At 34.8% G+C, this 18306-nt stretch carries 14 protein-coding genes; 11 read left to right on the forward strand and 3 right to left on the reverse strand.

What is annotated here, in order from left to right; genetic code table 11:
* The first annotated feature begins 81 nt into the window (after window positions 1–81).
* From DM444_RS05865 to DM444_RS05900, 8 genes are all read left to right on the forward strand, one after another.
* Complete coding sequence (locus tag DM444_RS05865) at window positions 82–435, forward strand: MerC domain-containing protein (protein WP_111284870.1); 354 nt, start codon at window positions 82–84, stop codon at window positions 433–435.
* 10 nt (window positions 436–445) lie between these two features.
* Entirely contained in the window at window positions 446–1351 is a 906-nt protein-coding gene (locus tag DM444_RS05870; RefSeq protein WP_111284871.1) for an NAD(P)/FAD-dependent oxidoreductase, read from the forward strand.
* Window positions 1352–1565: 214 nt separating this feature from the next.
* Window positions 1566–3818 carry a TonB-dependent receptor gene (locus DM444_RS05875; RefSeq protein WP_111284872.1) on the forward strand — a complete coding sequence of 751 codons (2253 nt, stop codon included), beginning with the start codon at window positions 1566–1568 and terminating at the stop codon, window positions 3816–3818.
* Window positions 3819–4122: 304 nt separating this feature from the next.
* Window positions 4123–4587 (forward strand): thioredoxin family protein, encoded by a 465-nt coding sequence (locus DM444_RS05880; protein WP_111284977.1) that lies wholly within the window; start codon window positions 4123–4125, stop codon window positions 4585–4587.
* Window positions 4588–4605: 18 nt separating this feature from the next.
* Window positions 4606–5811 carry a lycopene cyclase family protein gene (locus DM444_RS05885; protein WP_111284873.1) on the forward strand — a complete coding sequence of 402 codons (1206 nt, stop codon included), beginning with the start codon at window positions 4606–4608 and terminating at the stop codon, window positions 5809–5811.
* Window positions 5812–5814: 3 nt separating this feature from the next.
* Window positions 5815–6612 (forward strand): tetratricopeptide repeat protein, encoded by a 798-nt coding sequence (locus DM444_RS05890; RefSeq protein WP_111284874.1) that lies wholly within the window; start codon window positions 5815–5817, stop codon window positions 6610–6612.
* Between the two features lie 328 nt (window positions 6613–6940).
* Window positions 6941–7393, forward strand: coding sequence for an ArsR/SmtB family transcription factor (locus DM444_RS05895; protein ID WP_111284875.1), 453 nt, complete (start codon window positions 6941–6943; stop codon window positions 7391–7393).
* A 128-nt stretch (window positions 7394–7521) separates the two neighbouring features.
* On the forward strand, window positions 7522–7932 hold the full coding sequence (locus DM444_RS05900) for a BrxA/BrxB family bacilliredoxin (RefSeq protein ID WP_111284876.1): 411 nt from the start codon (window positions 7522–7524) through the stop codon (window positions 7930–7932).
* A gap of 160 nt (window positions 7933–8092) precedes the next feature.
* On the opposite strand, the gene DM444_RS05905 is transcribed toward DM444_RS05900, so the two are convergent.
* The 3 genes from DM444_RS05905 to DM444_RS05915 are packed head-to-tail and all read right to left on the reverse strand — an operon-like array spanning window position 8093 to window position 13790.
* Window positions 8093–9460: an efflux transporter outer membrane subunit gene (locus DM444_RS05905; protein WP_111284877.1), complete on the reverse strand. Its 1368-nt coding sequence runs from the start codon at window positions 9458–9460 to the stop codon at window positions 8093–8095.
* Entirely contained in the window at window positions 9453–12626 is a 3174-nt protein-coding gene (locus tag DM444_RS05910; protein WP_111284878.1) for an efflux RND transporter permease subunit, read from the reverse strand. Before DM444_RS05910 ends, DM444_RS05905 begins: the two co-directional genes overlap by 8 nt.
* An 18-nt stretch (window positions 12627–12644) precedes the next feature.
* Entirely contained in the window at window positions 12645–13790 is a 1146-nt protein-coding gene (locus DM444_RS05915; protein WP_111284879.1) for an efflux RND transporter periplasmic adaptor subunit, read from the reverse strand.
* Between the two features lie 255 nt (window positions 13791–14045).
* On the opposite strand from DM444_RS05915, the gene DM444_RS05920 reads away from it, so the two are divergent.
* The 3 genes from DM444_RS05920 to trhO all read left to right on the forward strand — a co-directional run bounded on the left by DM444_RS05920 (window position 14046) and on the right by trhO (window position 18282).
* Window positions 14046–15008 carry a polyphosphate kinase 2 family protein gene (locus DM444_RS05920; RefSeq protein WP_111284978.1) on the forward strand — a complete coding sequence of 321 codons (963 nt, stop codon included), beginning with the start codon at window positions 14046–14048 and terminating at the stop codon, window positions 15006–15008.
* A gap of 31 nt (window positions 15009–15039) precedes the next feature.
* Window positions 15040–16710: a SulP family inorganic anion transporter gene (locus DM444_RS05925; protein ID WP_111284880.1), complete on the forward strand. Its 1671-nt coding sequence runs from the start codon at window positions 15040–15042 to the stop codon at window positions 16708–16710.
* Window positions 16711–16923: 213 nt separating this feature from the next.
* The gene (gene trhO / locus DM444_RS05930) at window positions 16924–18282 is read left to right on the forward strand and encodes an oxygen-dependent tRNA uridine(34) hydroxylase TrhO (RefSeq protein WP_111284881.1); all 1359 of its coding nucleotides are present in this window, start codon (window positions 16924–16926) and stop codon (window positions 18280–18282) included.
* The last annotated feature ends 24 nt before the right edge of the window (window positions 18283–18306 follow it).

The following is an 18306-nucleotide window of genomic DNA, read 5'->3' on the forward strand; positions in this document are numbered from 1 at the left end:
TAAAAATTAAACGCAACAATGTTGCAATTGATAAAATTGTATATATTTGCAACAAAATTGCATTAAGCAAAAGTACACATAATGAAGAAAATAAGCACAACTTTTTATGATATTTTAGGAATTTCAAGCGCGACCATTTGTCTGGTTCATTGTTTGATTTTTCCTCTTTTAACGATCCTTCCTTTGGGGTTGAGTCACAATCCAATTATAGATTTACTATTTGCTTCGATAGGTCTATTTGCAATTCTCAAAATTATAAAAAAATCAGCTCTCTTGGTCTCGTCAATTTTGGTTGTTTCAATGGCGCTTATTTGGATTAGTATTTTGACAGAACTCTTTTTCGAAATTCATCTTGATCTGATTTATTTTGGAGGAATTGGAATGATCATCGGGCATTTAATCAATTACAAATTACACAGAAAACAAAATCATTAAAAATAGAAATATGGAACAGAAGCATTTTGAAGTGATTATCGTTGGCGGAAGCTACAGCGGATTATCTGCCGCAATGAGTTTAGGACGTTCTTTGCGTCAGGTTTTGGTTATTGACAGCGGTTTGCCTTGCAATAGACAAACTCCACATTCTCATAATTTTATTACGCAAGATGGTGAAAAGCCAGCAGTTATTTCGACGAAAGCCAAACTTCAAGTGGACATTTACAAAACCGTTCAATTCTATAATGGACTTGCTGTAAAAGCACTTAAAATGGAAAATGGTTTTGAAATTGAAACTGAATCAGGAATTATTTTTACTTCTAAAAAAGTTTTGTTTGCAACTGGAGTTAGAGATTTGCTTCCAGAGATTGGAGGTTTTGCGAATTGTTGGGGAATTTCGGTTTTGCATTGTCCATATTGTCATGGTTATGAAGTCAAAAATGAAAAAACAGCAATTATTGCCAATGGAGAAATGGGCTTTGAATATGCCAAACTAATTTCCAATTGGACAAAAGACTTGAGATTGTGTACCAACGGAAAATCGGAGTTAAGTCTAGAGCAAACTCAAATTCTTAAAAATCATGGTGTTCAGATTTTCGAAGAAGAAATAGATTCTTTTGGGCATAATGAAGGCTATATTCAAAAAATCATTTTTAAGAACGGAGAAAGAATTGAGGTTAAAGCGATTTATACAAGACCGCCTTTTGAACAGCATTGTCCAATTCCTGAGACTTTAGGTTGTGAGATCAATGAACAAGGTTTATTAAAAGTTGATGCCATGCAAAAGACAAATATCCCAGGTCTTTTTGCAAGTGGAGATTGCACAACTCCAATGCGATCTGTAGCAATTGCGGTTTCTACGGGTTCTTTCGCGGGAGCGGTAATTAACAAAGAACTTATTGATGAAGATTTTTAATGCATGCGCAAAATTCTCTCGCAAGTCGCAGAGTCGCCAAGTTTTATGAAAAAGCTTTGCGACTTAGCATCTTTGCGAGATTAAACAAAAACACTTACGATTCTTAAAAATGGAAATGTAACATATTGAATTCAATCAGTTTGAAAATTTTGTTTTAAGAATAAGTATTTGTCAAATTTAATTTTTAGTTTTGTCTAAATTTAATTTTATAATAATGAAATATTTATTTTTGGCAATATTAATACTTTCAACTAAAAACTTTTATTCTCAAAATATCTCAGGAAAAGTAGAAGCATCAATTCCTGCTGTTCAAGAAATTAAGGTACGTTTATTAAATACAAACTTTAAAACTCAAACGGATTCTTTGGGTTTTTATATACTCAAAAATATTCCAAAAGGAAGTTATAAAATACAAGTGACTTCGACTGGATTCAAATCTGTAACCCAAAGAATTTCAGTTTTAGAAAATGAAAATCTGAACTTGGATTTTGAATTAGAAGAAGATCAAAATGAATTGAACGAAGTGGTAGTTTCGGGAACTTTAAAACCTGTAAAACGATTAGAAAGCGCTGTTCCAGTTGAGGTTTATTCGCCAGTTTTCTTCAAGAAAAATCCAACGCCAAGTATTTACGACGCACTTCAAAACATAAACGGTGTTCGTCCGCAACTGAATTGTGGTGTTTGCAACACTGGCGATATTCATATAAACGGATTAGAAGGTCCGTACACTTTAGTAATGATTGACGGAATGCCAATTGTGAGCAGTCTTTCTACAGTTTATGGCTTGTCTGGAATTCCGAATTCTTTGGTGGAACGAATCGAGATTGTAAAAGGTCCTGCGTCGTCTCTTTATGGAAGTGAAGCCGTTGGCGGTTTGATTAACATTATCACTAAAAATCCAACTAATGCGCCAACTTTTTCTGCTGATTATTTTACAACTTCTTATTTTGAAAGCAATCTCGATTTAGGAACGAAATTTAATGTTGGAAAAAAAGCGACTTCATTGATCGGAATTAATTACTTCAACTACGATCAGGTTATTGATAAAGACAAAGACAATTTTACCGATGTAACGCTTTCTGAACGAATTTCTGTTTTTAATAAATGGAGTTTTAAGCGAAATTATAATCGTCTTTTTACCATTGCAGCGCGCGGAATGTACGAAGATCGCTGGGGCGGAGATATTCGTTGGGAGAAAAAATACCGTGGCGGAGATGAAATTTATGGAGAAAGTATTTATACCAAAAGAGCCGAATTAATTGGAAGTTACCAATTGCCTTTTGAAGAAAAATTGATGCTTTCGTTCTCTGGAAATGTTCATTATCAAGATAGCCGTTATGGAACAACATCGTATATCGCGAATCAGAAAATTGGATTTTTACAGCTGACTTGGGATAAAAAGATTGGACGAAACGATTTGTTGGCAGGAATTGCAAGTCGATATACCTACTATGACGATAATACAACCGCAACTAAAGAGGCCGAAAATACTTGGTTACCAGGAATTTTTATTCAGGACGAAATTACCTTTTCTCCAAAAAGTCAGGTTTTGCTAGGAATGCGTTACGATTACAATTCCATTCATGGCTCTATTTTTACACCGCGATTTGCTTACAGATTTAAGGCCAATGAAAACACAATTTTTAGATTAAATGCTGGAACTGGATTCAGAGTCGTGAATTTGTTTACCGAAGATCACGCGGCGTTAACGGGGTCAAGAGATGTTATTATCAAAAATGATTTGAAACCAGAACAATCTGTAAACGTGAATTTGAATTATATCCAGAAAATCAATTTTGGAAACGGAACCTTTATGGGAATTGAAACGACTGCTTTCTATACGAGATTCAGCAATAAGATTATTTCAGATTATGAAACCAATCCAAACGAAATTATCTACGACAATATTGATGGTTACGCTTTAAGTCAAGGAATTAGCACAAATATTGATCTTAATTTTCCATCTGGATTAAAATTTATTGTTGGAGCAACGGTTTTGGATAACAAAAATGTGGAGAACGGAATTTCTGAAAGACCATTTCTAACAGAGAATTTCACTGGAACTTGGAGTGTTTCATACAAAATTCAACCTTGGAATTTATCTATGGATTATACGGGAAATGTTTACAGTCCGATGAAATTGCCTTTGCTGAGCGAGACAGATCCGAGAAGTCCGAAATCGCCTTGGTATAGTATTCAGAATATTCAGTTTACTTATTCAGGATGGAAAGATTTTGAAGTTTATGGAGGAATTAAAAACCTGCTGAACTTTACACCAATGCAAAATAATCCGTTTTTGATTTCAAGAACGAATGATCCATTTGATAAAAATGTACAATATGATTCAGCTGGAAAAGTATTGGTAACGCCAGACAATCCATACGGATTAACATTTGATACGACTTATGTTTATGGTCAAAACCAAACAATTCGCGGGTTTTTGGGATTGCGATATACTTTTAGGTGATTTTTTTAAACACATAGAAACATAGTTTAACTTTGTGTAAAAAGGCGTTTCACTTGCGTCAATTCACATAGTTATGTGTGGAAGCTAGCTTCTTTTGTAATCTTTAAAAGCAAAAAAAATCTATGTTTCTATGTGTTTAAAATTTTTTCAGAAAGATTATTTCTCTGTCAGGCTGAGCGAAGTCGAAGCCCCGTTCCAATTGGAGTACCCTTCTCCCGAAGCCTCGGGATCGCTCAGGGTGACAAACGAAGTGAAAAAAATCCTTTCTAATTCTTTTAATCAATGGCTAAAAAAACAAATAATAATGAAAAATCTATTTCTATTTATTCTCTTCTTCGGAATAACTTCAATAGGATTTTGCCAATTGAAAAGCAGAACTTTTGAAGAAATAGACAGCTTACAGCAAATTCAAAAACGAAAAATCATTGTTTTCATCCATACCGATTGGTGTCAGTTTTGCCAAAGAATGAAAGCGACAACTTTTAAAAATCAGGAAATAACAGAGAAATTAAACTCAGATTTCTATTTCATTGATTTCAATGCGGAAGAAAAACGAGATATTAATTTTGCAAATCATACTTTCAAATACCAGCCTTCGGGAAATAATATTGGTGTTCATGAATTGGCTTTGGAGCTTGGAAAGATAAACAACCAAATTGCTTATCCCATTTTATGTGTTTTGAATGATAAGAATGAAATTATCTTTCAATACAACAATTATTTGGCGCTCAAAGATTTTAAAGTCCTTTTGGAAAATCTGGAAAAGTAAATTTTCTTATTTTTGAGAATGAATTCTTCGCAAATCCCACATTTCGACTACATTTTTACAGGAACTGGACTAGCATCTTTGATGACGGTTTATAAAATGATTTTGTCTGAGAAATTCTCTGATAAATCTATTTTGCTTCTAGATCAGGATTCGAAGAAAATCAATGACAGAACTTGGTGTTTTTGGGAAAAAGAAGAAAGTGTTTGGAATTCGGTTATCTCAAAAAAATGGGATTTGGCTTTGTTTGCCAATGAAAATTTCAAACGTGATTTAGACTTAAAACCTTATTCATACAATAAAATCAAGGGTTTAGATTTTTATGATTTCGTTTTTGAGGCTATTTTGAAACAACCGAATATTACTTTTTTAAACGAAAAAGTAACCGATATCAACGAATTGGAAACTCACGTTTTTGTTGGAACAGAAGAAAATCGATTTACTTGCAACTATCTTTTCAATAGTATTTATACTAAGGCTTTAGCCGAAAGGCAAAACAAATATCCCGTTTTGCAGCAGCATTTTGTGGGCTGGTTTGTAAAAACCGAAAAAGGAGTTTTCAATTCAGAAGAAGTCACTTTCATGGATTTTTCTGTTGAACAAAAAGGAAATACAAGATTTATGTATGTTTTGCCAACTTCAAAAACAGAAGCTTTGGTTGAATATACTTTGTTTTCGGAAAAACTTCTTCCAAAAGAAGAATATGAAAACGAGATTAAAATTTATCTGAAAAACCTCGGAATCGAACAATATGAAATTCTGGAAAAGGAGCAGGGAAGTATCCCGATGACGTGTTATCCTTTCTGGGGAAAAAATACCAAACGAGTGTTGAATATTGGTACGGCTGGCGGCTGGACAAAAGCGAGTACAGGTTATACATTTAAAAACTCAGACAAAAAATCGTCGGAATTGGTGAGGTTTATTCAGAATGATACTTCTCCCGAAGGATCGGGATCGCTCAGTATGAAATTGTTTCATAAAAAATCCAAATTTTGGTTTTACGATTTATTGCTTTTGGATATTCTCTATCGTCATAACGAATTGGGAAGTTCTATTTTTTCTTCTTTGTTTAAAAAAGGAAATCCGAAATTGATTTTCAAGTTTTTAGATGAAGAAACGAGTTTTTTTGAAGATGTTAAAGTTATTTTAAAGTGTCCAAAAATTCCGTTTATTAAAGCGTTATTTAGAGTGATTTTTCTTTCAAATAAGTTTAACTCAAAAACATAACCATTGAAAAACATTATTTTAGGATTTAGTTTATTTTTTACTCTTTTATCTTTCGGTCAAGTTTCGACAAACAAGGCACATGATGCTATTGTGGAAGAATTTTTAAGCAATTGCGCTGAAAAACACAATTATATTTTTGAAATGACTGAATGGCAAGATTGTCTTGATCAAGGTTTGAAAAAAGACAGTACTGTTGCCTATTTATGGCAGCAGAAAGCCATGCCTTATTTTAAATGTAAAAAGTACGAAGTTGGTATGCCTTTTCTAGATAAAGCTGTTTTCTATAATAAAGAACGATGGCTTTCTTATCGCGCTTTTATAAAATGCATTTTTTCTCATGAGTATAAAGATGCTATCGTAGATTTTGATGAAGCCATAAAACTGTATGGAAATAGCTATGTTATGGATCATTCTTTTAGCTTTTATAAAGGAATCTGTTATCTTCAGTTAAACGAATATGAAAAAGCAGAAAAGCTTTTGGATGATTATGTGAACGATATTTACAAAAACAGGCAGCAATTAGAACATCCGACAGCTTATTTCTATCAGGGAATTGCAAAATATGAACTCAAAAAATGGGATGAGGCGATTGCTATTTTTGATAAAGCTTTAAAAATCTATCCTGAATTCTCTGATGTTAAATATTATAAAGCGATTTGTTGGCTCAAGCAAGGAAAACCTAAGGATGATGTTATAGCTCTAGTTGGCTTGGCAAGAGAAGATGCCGCAAAAGGATTTTCGATTAATGAAGACAATACGGTCTATGAAACTTATCCTTATCAGAAGAAATTCAGTAAATAAAATTGATTTGACTTCCAATTGACAAGTATGTTTCGTTTTCTAAAATGCAGTATTTAATCAAGTAGTCCTTCTGATTTCGAAAAGAAGTTTCGATTAAGATAGATCTTAAATGTTTTATCGCAAAAAATAGTTGATACCAAGTAAATTCTGGTTTCTTAAAAAAAGTTGAGACTATAAAAATGTCTTATTTTCCCATTCCAAAAACTTTTAGAGGCTGTTGGAAAGTTCAATTACATTTAGATTTGCTAATCTATAGAGAAACGAACTAAAAGATATTGTTTATCAATTATGATCGATTGTTTACGATAATAAACCAATTGGCGATTTAATGGGAATTACAAAACATTTAAAATTTGATAAAGAAACAGAGGAGATAGGTAAAATTTGTAAAGCTCTTGGTCATGCAACTCGAATTCAGATTATGACTCTTTTATGGAAAAGAAATAATAGAACTTGTGGTGAAATAGTTGAATTAATTCCGTTGGCGCAATCCACGATATCTAAGCATTTGCTGGAGTTAAAAAAAGCAAATCTGGTTACTGTACAGTATGATGGCAAAAAGACCATTTATTCTGTTGGGGTAGATAATATTAATGCTTTAAAAAAATATTTCAGCAGTTATCTTTCGACAATTGAAATTTCTGAAGAAAATAAAGAAACAGTTTTAACTACTAAGCATAAAGTACAAAGTAGGAATAGTCATTTGAAAAAATATAATTATCAGTTTTCGCATAAAAAATCAAAAGAGAAAACCGAAGGGATTGCTGAAAAATTGACGTAAAAAGAGAGAACACGTACTATATAAAATTTAATATTAAACTATAACAAAACTTTATACTTCAAATTAACTAGTTGCGAGTAAACTTTGTAACTTTGCAGTTCAAAAGTAAAATTTTAAAAGACAAAAATATGTATCCACTAGACATGGTAAAACCAATGGAAGCTGAATTAACAGCTGCAGGTTTTCAAGATTTACATAGTGCTGAGGCTGTTGAGAATGCTATCAAAGCTGAAGGTACCACTTTAGTTGTTGTAAACTCTGTTTGTGGTTGTGCTGCAAGAAACGCACGTCCAGGAGCAAAAATGAGTTTGGATAATGCTAAAAAACCAGATCATTTAATTACTGTTTTTGCAGGTGTTGACAAAGAAGCTGTTGATGCTGCAAGACAACATATGTTCCCTTTTCCTCCATCTTCGCCATCTATGGCTTTGTTTAAAAACGGAGAATTGGTTCACATGTTAGAGCGTCACCACATCGAAGGACGTCCAGCTGAATTAATCGCTGAGAATTTACAGGATGCGTTTAACGAGTTCTGCTAATTTTTAAGATACTAAGTTGCTAAGATTCTGAGATACTAAGTTTAGGATTGAAGTGACAAAGATTTAAAAAACAAAAAGCACTATGAAAATAGTGCTTTTTGTTTTTTATGCGTTTCGGTTCAAAAAACTTAGAACCTTAGCAGCTTAGAATCTCAGAACCTTAGAGATTCCATCCCCCGCCAAGTGCTTTGTACAATTCGATCATTGAACTTAATTGTCTTTCGGATAATTGCGAAAGACTTAATTGAGCATTAAAAAGGTTAGTTTCTACATCCAAAACTTCTAGGTATGAAACGTAACCGCTGTCATATCTTTCATAAGATAGTTTGTAATTGATTAAAGCAGCTTGAACTTGTCTGTTACGTGCTTTCCATTCTTCTTGATAAGTTCTAACGTTTTGTATGGATTGTTCTACTTCAGAAACGGCACCAATATATGTTTTTTGATAAAGAAATTTGAACTGTTCTGCCTGTTGTCTGTTTATTTCAACTCTTCTTTTATTTTTTCCGAATGCAAAAATAGGACCTGCAATTCCGCCGGAAGCATTTTGCATATAAGAACTTCCTAAGAATAGATTGCTTAAATCGGCACTCGCAAATCCGGCAATGGCCGCTAGATTAATAGAAGGAAAACGCATGGCTTGAGCAACACCAATTCTTTCATTTGCCGCTGCGTATCTTAATTCCGCAGCTTTTACATCTGGTCTGTTTTCTAATAAAGCAGATGGAATCGATAATGGAATTTTACTGAGGATCTGCAATTCAGTATTACTTTTTCCTCTAGGAATTTCAGTAGGAAGTTGACCAGTAAGCAACGCAATTGTATTTTCGTAATAAGTTATTTGTCTTTGAATGTTAGGAATTGCGGCCTCGGCAATAGCAACCTGCTGTTCGATTTGTACTTTATCAACTTCAGAAATGTACCCTTTTGTAAATCTCTCGTTTATAATTGCATAGTACTTCTCTCTCGTTTCAAGGGTTTGCTTGGTGATTTCTAGCTGATCATCAAAATTTCTCATTTGGAAATATGCTATAGCAATGTTCGCAACAATTTCTGATAACACTACTTTTCGAGCTTCTTCAGTCGCTAGAAGTTCATTTTTTACAGCATTGTTTTCATGACGAAATTTTCCCCAGAAATCAAGTTCCCAAGACATACTAGCTCCTGCAGTCGATGGAGTAATGTATTTTTCATTACTGTTTATCGTAGCTCCATATTGAAAAGCGGGAAGTAAATCTGCTTTGGCATATCCCAATTCTGCACGAAGCTGTTCTATTCTTGAAACAGCAATTTTTAGATCATAATTATTCTGAAGGCCTTTTGTTATCAGATCCTTTAAAACATCATCATTAAACAGATCAAACCATTTCAAATTGGTTACCGAAGCGACGCTGTCTAAATTTCTCTCGTTTTTATAAGACTCTGATTTTAATTGTTCAGGCTTTTTATATTTTGGTCCAACCATACATCCCACAGGAAATAAGGATAAGACTAAAATAATGACGATTATTTTGTACTTCTTACTCATGATCTGTAGTATTTGATTCTACATTATTTTCTGTCGCTACGATTGTTTCATCTTTCTTTTTCCCGATTCTTTCAATCATTACAAATAGACCGGGTACAATTAATACTCCTAAAATGGTGGCGATTAACATACCGCTAAATACCGCCATTCCCATTACGATACGAGCTTGCGAACCTGCACCTGTAGCGGTTAGTAACGGAACTACCCCGAGAATGAAAGCAAAAGCAGTCATTAAGATCGGTCGGAAACGAAGTCGGGCTGCATACATTGCCGATTCATACAGAGGTTTTCCTTTTTCATATTCTTCTTTGGCAAACTCAACTATAAGAATGGCATTTTTAGCCACCAATCCAATGAGGAGAACGAGTCCGATTTGTGCAAAAACGTTATTCACATATGCATCGCTTCCAAATCTTGCTAAAAGAAGCCCTAAAAATGCTCCAAATACAGCAAAAGGCGCTCCAAGTAATACGCTAAAAGGTAACTTCCAGCTTTCGTATTGCGCGGCAAGAATTAAGAATACAAAGACCAATGCCATAATAAATACCGATGATCCTCCAGGTGAATGCTTTTCCTGATAAGATAAGTTGATGTAATCGTAACTCATATCTGCGGGTAAAGTCTGTTTGGCTACTTCTTCCAAAGCAGTTAAGGCTTGAGCACTACTATAGCCATCATTTGGACTACCTCCAATTTCTGCCGATCGGAATAAATTCAGACGATTCGTAAAGTCGGGACCAGTAACTTTTGTTGCGGTGACTAATGTTGATACTGGAAGCATATCGCCTTTGTTGTTTTTGACGTAAATCAGGTTTAAGTCTTCTGGTCTCACACGATTAATGGCTTCACCTTGTACATAAACTTTATATTGACGTCCGAAACGGTTAAAATCATTTACATAACTTCCTCCTAAAAATGCCCCGAGTGCTTCGGTGACTTTAGAAACGGGTATTCCTAATTTCATTGCTTTATCATTGTCGATATCCAATTTAATTTGGGGCGTACCAGCATTAAAAGTTGTGTAAATTCGTTTTATTTCAGGACGCTGCTGTGCGGCAGCTATAAAGTTTTGCGTTTGTTCGGCCAAATATTGAGGCGGATTCCCTCCTCGGTCTTGGAGCATTAAACTAAATCCAGCCGAAGCTCCCAAACCTTGAATCGCTGGCGGACCAAATGAGAAACAGGTCGCAGTAGTAATTTGAGTCGCTAGTTTTTTATTGAATCTATCTACAAACTGTTTAGCGGTTTCTGCTCGATCTTCCCAAGGTTTAAGTGAGATGAAAATAAAAGCATTATTTGGCTGATAGGAGTTTGTAAGCATACTAAATCCATTTATTGTGGTGTATGATAAAATAGATTCTTCTTCTTTTAAGAAACTGTCCACCTTTTTAGAAATTTCATCTGTACGCTGTAATGATGAAGCAGGCGGCAAGGCAATATTCACTAAAACATATCCTTGATCTTCTTCAGGAATGAATCCAAGCGGAATCTTTTTTCCTAAGAAAACAATCGAAACAAGTATAACAGCCAATAAAATAACAATACGAATGGCTTTTTTGGCAAAAAATGTGGCTCCACCAATATATTTTCCAGTTACATTTTCGAAAACTCTGTTGAACCAAGAGAAGAATTTAGCAAGCCATCCTTTTTGCTGGTCAATTGGTTTGGTCGGTTTTAATAACATAGCACAGAGCGCGGGACTTAGAGATAGCGCACTAAATGCCGAAAAGGCGACCGAGACAGCAATCGTTATGGCAAACTGCTGGTAGAAACGTCCTGTAATACCAGGTGTCATCGCCACTGGAATGAAAACCGCACATAGAATTAATGCAATCGCAATTACAGGTCCAGAAACTTCTTTCATAGCCTGAATTGTTGCTTCTCGTGGATTTTTCCCATGTTCAATATGATGAATTACGGCTTCTACAACCACAATGGCATCATCGACCACAATTCCAATTGCTAATACTAATCCTAAAAGGGAAAGTGTATTAATAGAAAATCCTAACATTGGGAAAACCGCAATGGTACCAATCAGCGAAACTGGAACTGTAATTAACGGAATTAAAGTAGCGCGCCAGTTTTGAAGGAAAATAAACACTACAAGAATAACTAATATAATGGCTTCAAAAAGGGTATGAACAATATCATCAACCCCAGCAGTAATGGCAAGTGTTGTATCTAAAGATTCTTGATATACGATATCTTGCGGAAATTTTTCGGCTAATTGCTTCATAGTGCTTTTCGCATTTTCGGCTACTTCAAGCGCATTACTTCCGGGCATTTGGTATATCGCCACAACAGCACTTGGAGAACTATTTCGTCTTGCACTTGAGCTATAGTTTTCTGTTCCTAATTCGATTCGGGAAATATCAGCCAATAGAACTTGTGCTCCATCTTCTTTACTTCGTACGACAATATTCCCGAATTCTTTTTCAGTAACTAATCGGTCTTGAAGAGTTACTCCATAAGTAAATTCAGTATTTGGAGGTGCAGGTTCTGCTCCGAATTTTCCTCCCGGGCTAATCATGTTTTGCGCATTTAGAGCACTTTTGACATCATCGACAGTTACGCCAAGTTTGCTCATCATATCTGCTTTTAACCAAATACGCATGGAGTAATCGCTACCTCCAAAAAGAGTTACTTCTCCAACTCCTTTTATACGAGCCAATTGATCTACGATATTAATACTCGCATAGTTATTTAAAAACTTAGCATCGTATTTCGGATTGGTAGACGTAACAGTGAACAACATCATCGGAAATGACAAAGATTTTTTTACTACAACCCCTTGTTGTTTTACACTCGAAGGCATAAAAGGAGCTGATTGATTTTGTCTGTTTTGGGTAAGCATGTTGGCATTATCCAGATTTGTTCCTACGTCAAAAGTAACTTCAATGGTACAAGCACCATCAGAGGTATTGATAGATTTCATGTATAACATGTTTTCAACACCATTCACTTTTTGCTCAATAGGAGTAGCAACGGCTTGCTCAACATTCAACGCATTTGCTCCAGTAAAAGATGTAGTGATTTTTACAACAGGCGGATTTATATCCGGATATTGCGAAATAGGTGTTTTTTGCAATGCCAGTAATCCAAGTATCACAATTATAATACTGATTACGATCGCAACGATTGGTCTTCGTACGAAAAATTCTCCCATAATAGTATGTGATTTAGATTACTTTGCAGTTACAGTTTCAGGATCGCCCAATTTCCATTGAATGTTTTTGGGAGTAATAACACTTCCGTTTTTCAATAAAGAAGTACCTCCCATGGCTATCTTGTCGCCAGGTTTTAATCCTTCTTCAATAATATATCCGTTTTTAATTGCTGGGCCAGGTTTTACGATTTGCATTTGTACTTTATTATCATTGCCTACTACGTAAACTTGATAAATACCTTGCACTTCTATAACGGCGCGCTGCGGAATTACGATTGCTTCTTTGCGAATGTCTGTTAACAGCGCAACTTTTACATATTGACCTGGACGAAGTAATTTATCTGGGTTTGGAAAAGCCGCTTCAAATGTAATCGCACCAGTTGATGGATCAATTTGTCTGTCGGCAAAACTTACTTTTCCTGTTTGAGGATATACTGAACCGTCTGATAATTTTATGGAAACAGTTGCTCCAGACCCTTTTAAATCTGAATTGGGTTTGTTGAACTCTCTGTAAAGACGAAGAAATTCCTGTTCGCTTATAGTAAAACGAACTCTGACATCTCCAAGATCAGAAATTGTATTTAAAACGGATGCTGGTCCAGGTCTTACATAATCGCCAACCCGCACTTTGGACAAACCAATTAGTCCTGAGATTGGTGCAGTAATTTGGCAATAGCCCAATTCTATTCTTGCATTTTGCACTGAACCAGAAGAAGCTTTTATCTGCGCTAGCGAAGCACTGTAAGCTGATTTTGCAGATACTAATTCTCTTTGGCTAACCGCATTCGACTTTGCTAATGGCGTTATCATATCCAAATCTGATTTTGTTTTGGACAAACGTGCTTGCGATTCTGCTGCAACTCCTTCGGCTTCACTAAGTTTGGCTTTATACGGTAAAGGATCAATAGTGTAAAGCAATTGTCCTTTTTTAACAAAACTTCCTTCTTTGAAGTTCATACTTTCGATAATACCATCAACTCTGGGATTGATTTGTATATCAGATTGACCAAAAGTCTGCCCCGTATACTCAGATTCTAATTTTACATCTTGCTGTAAAACAGTCGTAACTGAAATTTCTAGTGGTTTGGGGCTTGACGGTGTTTCTTTTTTGCAAGAAAACATCAAAAGACTTAGTAAGATTGCTGAGGAGTAGATTTTGTTCATTGTAAAATTTTTGATTAAAATTTATTATACACAACTAACTAAAAACCAATAAAGTGCAAGAGCTAAGTTAGCGATTTTTTGGTTAGCTGATTAAATATTGTGCGAATTTTGCTAATTTTAGTTAAAATATTATTTATCTGGTTTTCAGTAAGTAGTGAGAATATAGATAAAAAGACACCTTATATCGATGAACTGCATTTTGTAAGAATGATTTATTCAAAAAAGGCAGGAATATTAATTCATAACTTTTCTACTATGTCAAAGAATAACAAGAAAAAAAACAAAGATTTAGAGTCGGATTCTAGTGATTTAAAAAAAATAACTAAAAAAGAACTGCTACATCGAGCAAAAAAATTCTCAGAGCAATATTGTATAGGCGACGATAAAGATTTTACTCTAAAAGGTAAACCTACTTCTTACGATAGTGCCGAAAATAAATCGGCAGTAAAAGAAACATTAAAAATGGGAGTTAAAGCGCTGGCTGCTATGCAGGATACTTTATATGCACAGGATAAATGGTCGGTACTTCTTATTTTTCAAGCAATGGATGCTGCCGGAAAAGACGGCGCGATTAAGCATGTCATGTCGGGTATCAATCCGCAGGGTTGTCAAGTTTCTTCTTTTAAAGGACCAAGTTCTGAAGAATTAGACCATGATTATTTGTGGCGTTGCCAGAAACATCTTCCAGAGAGAGGCCGCATTGGTATCTTTAATCGTTCTTATTATGAAGAAGTTTTAGTAGTTCGAGTTCATGAACAAATATTAAAAGGACAAAAGATCCCTGAAAAATTAATAACTAAAGATATTTGGGACAATCGTTTTGAGGATATTCGAAACTTTGAAAAGTATCTCAATAGAAACGGAACGATTGTGATCAAATTCTTTTTGAATATTTCGAAAGAAGAACAAAAGAAAAGATTTATTGAAAGAGTTGATAATCCTGATAAAAACTGGAAATTTAGTGCAGCCGATGCTAAAGAACGTGGTTTTTGGGATGATTATATGCATGCTTATGAGGAATTGATTAGAAATACATCTACCAAAAAATCTCCTTGGTATGTTATTCCTGCCGACAATAAATATTATGCCCGAATTATAATTGCTTCTGCAATAATTCATGCTTTAGATGAAATGGATTTAGAGTATCCTAAAGTTAGCCCCGAAAAAATTGCCGAACTAAATGAAGTAAAAAAAGCATTGCTCAACGAGAAAGATTAACTTTTTACAGCTATGTCTAGCCATTTTAATTATGACTTCTAAATTTTTGCCTGCTGGAGACTGGATTAAAGAGTACAAAAAGAAGGACCTAAAAAAGGATTTTGTTGCAGGAATAACTCTTGCGGCTTACGGAATTCCTGTGTCTTTGGCTTATGCAACTTTAGCTGGATTACCTCCGCAATACGGAATTTACGGTTATCTTCTTGGCGGAATATTTTATGCTTTTTTTGGAACAAGTAGACAACTTGCAATTGGTCCGACATCTGCGATTTCATTATTAATTGGAACGACTATAGCGAGTATGGCAAATGGAGATGTTCAGCGATGGTCGGAAATTGCTTCTCTTACAGCATTGGTCTTTGCCGGAATGGCTATAATAGCTTACTTTTTGAGATTGAGTGGCATTATTAATTTTATTAGCGAAACAGTTCTAGTCGGATTCAAAGCGGGAGCGGCGATAACAATTGGTTTAACGCAATTGCCCAAGTTATTTGGTGTACAGGGCGGTGGAGATAATTTCGTACAACGAATTATAATTCTTTTTCAGCAGATTCCAGATATGAATATGAGCGTTTTTCTTTTTGGAACAATTGCAATTTTAGTATTAATTGCTGGTGAAAAAATCGCTCCTCAATTGCCTGTTGCTATTCTAATTGTGATTTTGTCGATTATTCTCATTTCTTCAACATCATTAAAAGACGCAGGATTTAAAACAGTTGGAGTCATCCCAACAGGACTTCCAGAGTTTCATCTTCCCGCCCTTCGAATTCGAGATGTTGAAGGAGTTTTGCCACTTGCAATGGCTTGTTTTTTATTATCATATATCGAAAGTGTTTCTGCTGGTCGAACATTGGCACAAAAAAATGGATATGTCATAAATCCGCGTCAAGAGCTTTTGGCACTTGGAGTTGCCAATGCCGCTGTAGCACTTGGACAAGGCTATCCTGTCGCGGGAGGCTTGTCGCAATCTGCAGTAAATAATTCCGCAGGTGCAAAAACACCGTTATCACTTTTGTTTGCTTCGGCGACAATTGCCTGCTGTCTTTTGTTTTTAACAGGATATCTTCAAAATTTGCCAACGGTAATTCTGGCATCGATTGTTCTTGTGGCTATAAGAGGTCTTTTTGATTTCAAAGAAATGCAACATCTTTATAAAATAAACAAACAAGAATTTGCCGTTGTTATGATTGCGCTTGCGGGCGTACTTATTTGGGGAATTCTTGCTGGAGTATTGCTTGCTACTTTAGTAACTTTATTATTGTTGTTAAAAGCTGCATCAAAACCAAATGTTGCATTTTTGGGCAGAGTTCCTGGAACGAAACAGTATACAGATCTGAAAAGACATCCCGATAATGAAAAGATTGAAAACGTCTTGATTGTTAGAGTAGAATCTTCAATATTTTATTTTAATGTCGAGTACATCAAAGAACAAATTTGGGGAAAAATCTATAGTGAATTGATTCCTTTAAAAACGGTAATATTAGATCTAAATTCTTCTCCTAGAATTGATATTGCTGGAGTTCGTTTTTTAAAAAATTTGTTTCTTGATTTACGTGAAAAGAATATTGACCTAAAAATTACCGAAGCCCGTTCGGATGTTCGTGATAGTCTTCGCAAAGAAGATATTGAATCACTTGTCGGACATATAAGTCGTTCGGTATCTGTAGATGATGTAGTTATGCATGTTACACAAAACAAGTAATCGCTTAATTACAAGTAACGAAAGTTAAGGTGTTTTGATAGTTGGATTTCTTTAATTGAAAGTTAAAAGGAGCATTTAATATCTGATAGATGTTAAAAAAATCAGATAATTGAGGAAATAGAATTTTTAATCTCAAAATAAACCCTAAATTTGCCGCAGATTTTAAAGAAAATCTAAAAAATCATATATTCTTAACTTAAAACTGTTTATAGCATGCAACTGTATAACACTTTGAGCGCAGAAGAAAGAGCCATCATGATCGATGATGCAGGTAAACAACGTCTTACGTTGTCTTTCTATGCGTATGCCAAAATTCAAGATCCACAAAAATTTCGTAATGATTTATTCGTAGCCTGGAATGCCCTTGATGCATTAGGCCGAATTTATGTTGCTAACGAAGGAATAAATGCTCAGATGAGTGTTCCTGCCGAAAATTTTGAAGCTTTTAGAGAAACGCTTGAAGCTTACGATTTCATGAAAGGTATACGATTGAATGTTGCTATAGAACAAGACGATCATTCATTTTTAAAATTGACTATCAAAGTACGCCACAAAATCGTTGCTGACGGTTTAAATGATGATACTTTTGATGTAACTAATATTGGCGTTCACCTGAAAGCCAAAGAATTCAACGAAATCCTTGATGATCCTAATACAATTGTTGTAGATTTTAGAAATCACTACGAAAGTGAAGTTGGACATTTCAAAGGTGCGATTACTCCAGATGTTGAAACTTTCAGAGAGAGTTTGCCAATTATCAACGAACAGCTTAAAGATCACAAAGACGATAAAAATCTGGTAATGTATTGTACTGGAGGAATTCGTTGCGAAAAAGCAAGTGCTTATTTTAAACACCAAGGTTTCAAAAATGTGTATCAATTAGAAGGTGGAATCATCAACTATGCGAAACAATTGAAAGAAGAAGGTTTAGAAAGTAAGTTTATTGGTAAAAACTTCGTGTTTGATAATCGTCTAGGCGAAAGAATTACAGATGATATTATTTCGCAATGCCACCAATGCGGAAAACCTTGTGATAACCACACCAACTGTGAAAACGATGGTTGCCATTTATTATTTATTCAATGTGATGAATGTAAAGCGGCAATGGAAAACTGCTGTTCTACAGAATGTTTAGAAATCATCCGCATGCCATTGGTTGACCAAGTTCGTTTAAGAACTGGGAAACAAGTTGGAAACAAAGTATTCCGAAAAGGAAAATCTGAAAATCTAAAATTCAAACATTCAGGCGAATTGCCAGAGACTGCTTTGGCAACTGCGCAAAAACCAGCTGACATCCGTCAGAAAATAAAAGTAAAAAAAGTACTTCTTGGAAAAGCTGAACATTATTATGTAAAAGCGCAAGTTGGACAATTCACTATAGAAAATCAAGAATTAAATAGCGGTGATAAAATCCTTATTTCTGGTCCAACAACTGGAGATCAGGAATTGATTTTAGACAAAATCATTGTTAACGGAGCAGAAACTCAATCTGCTAAAGTTGGTGATAAGGTTACTTTTGAGGTTCCATTTCGTATTCGTTTGTCAGATAAATTGTATAAAATTGTAAATTAGCAAAATTTTTATGCTAATTTATTT

Origin of the sequence: Flavobacterium ginsenosidimutans, assembly GCF_003254625.1 — a bacterium.
Lineage (GTDB): Bacteria > Bacteroidota > Bacteroidia > Flavobacteriales > Flavobacteriaceae > Flavobacterium > Flavobacterium ginsenosidimutans.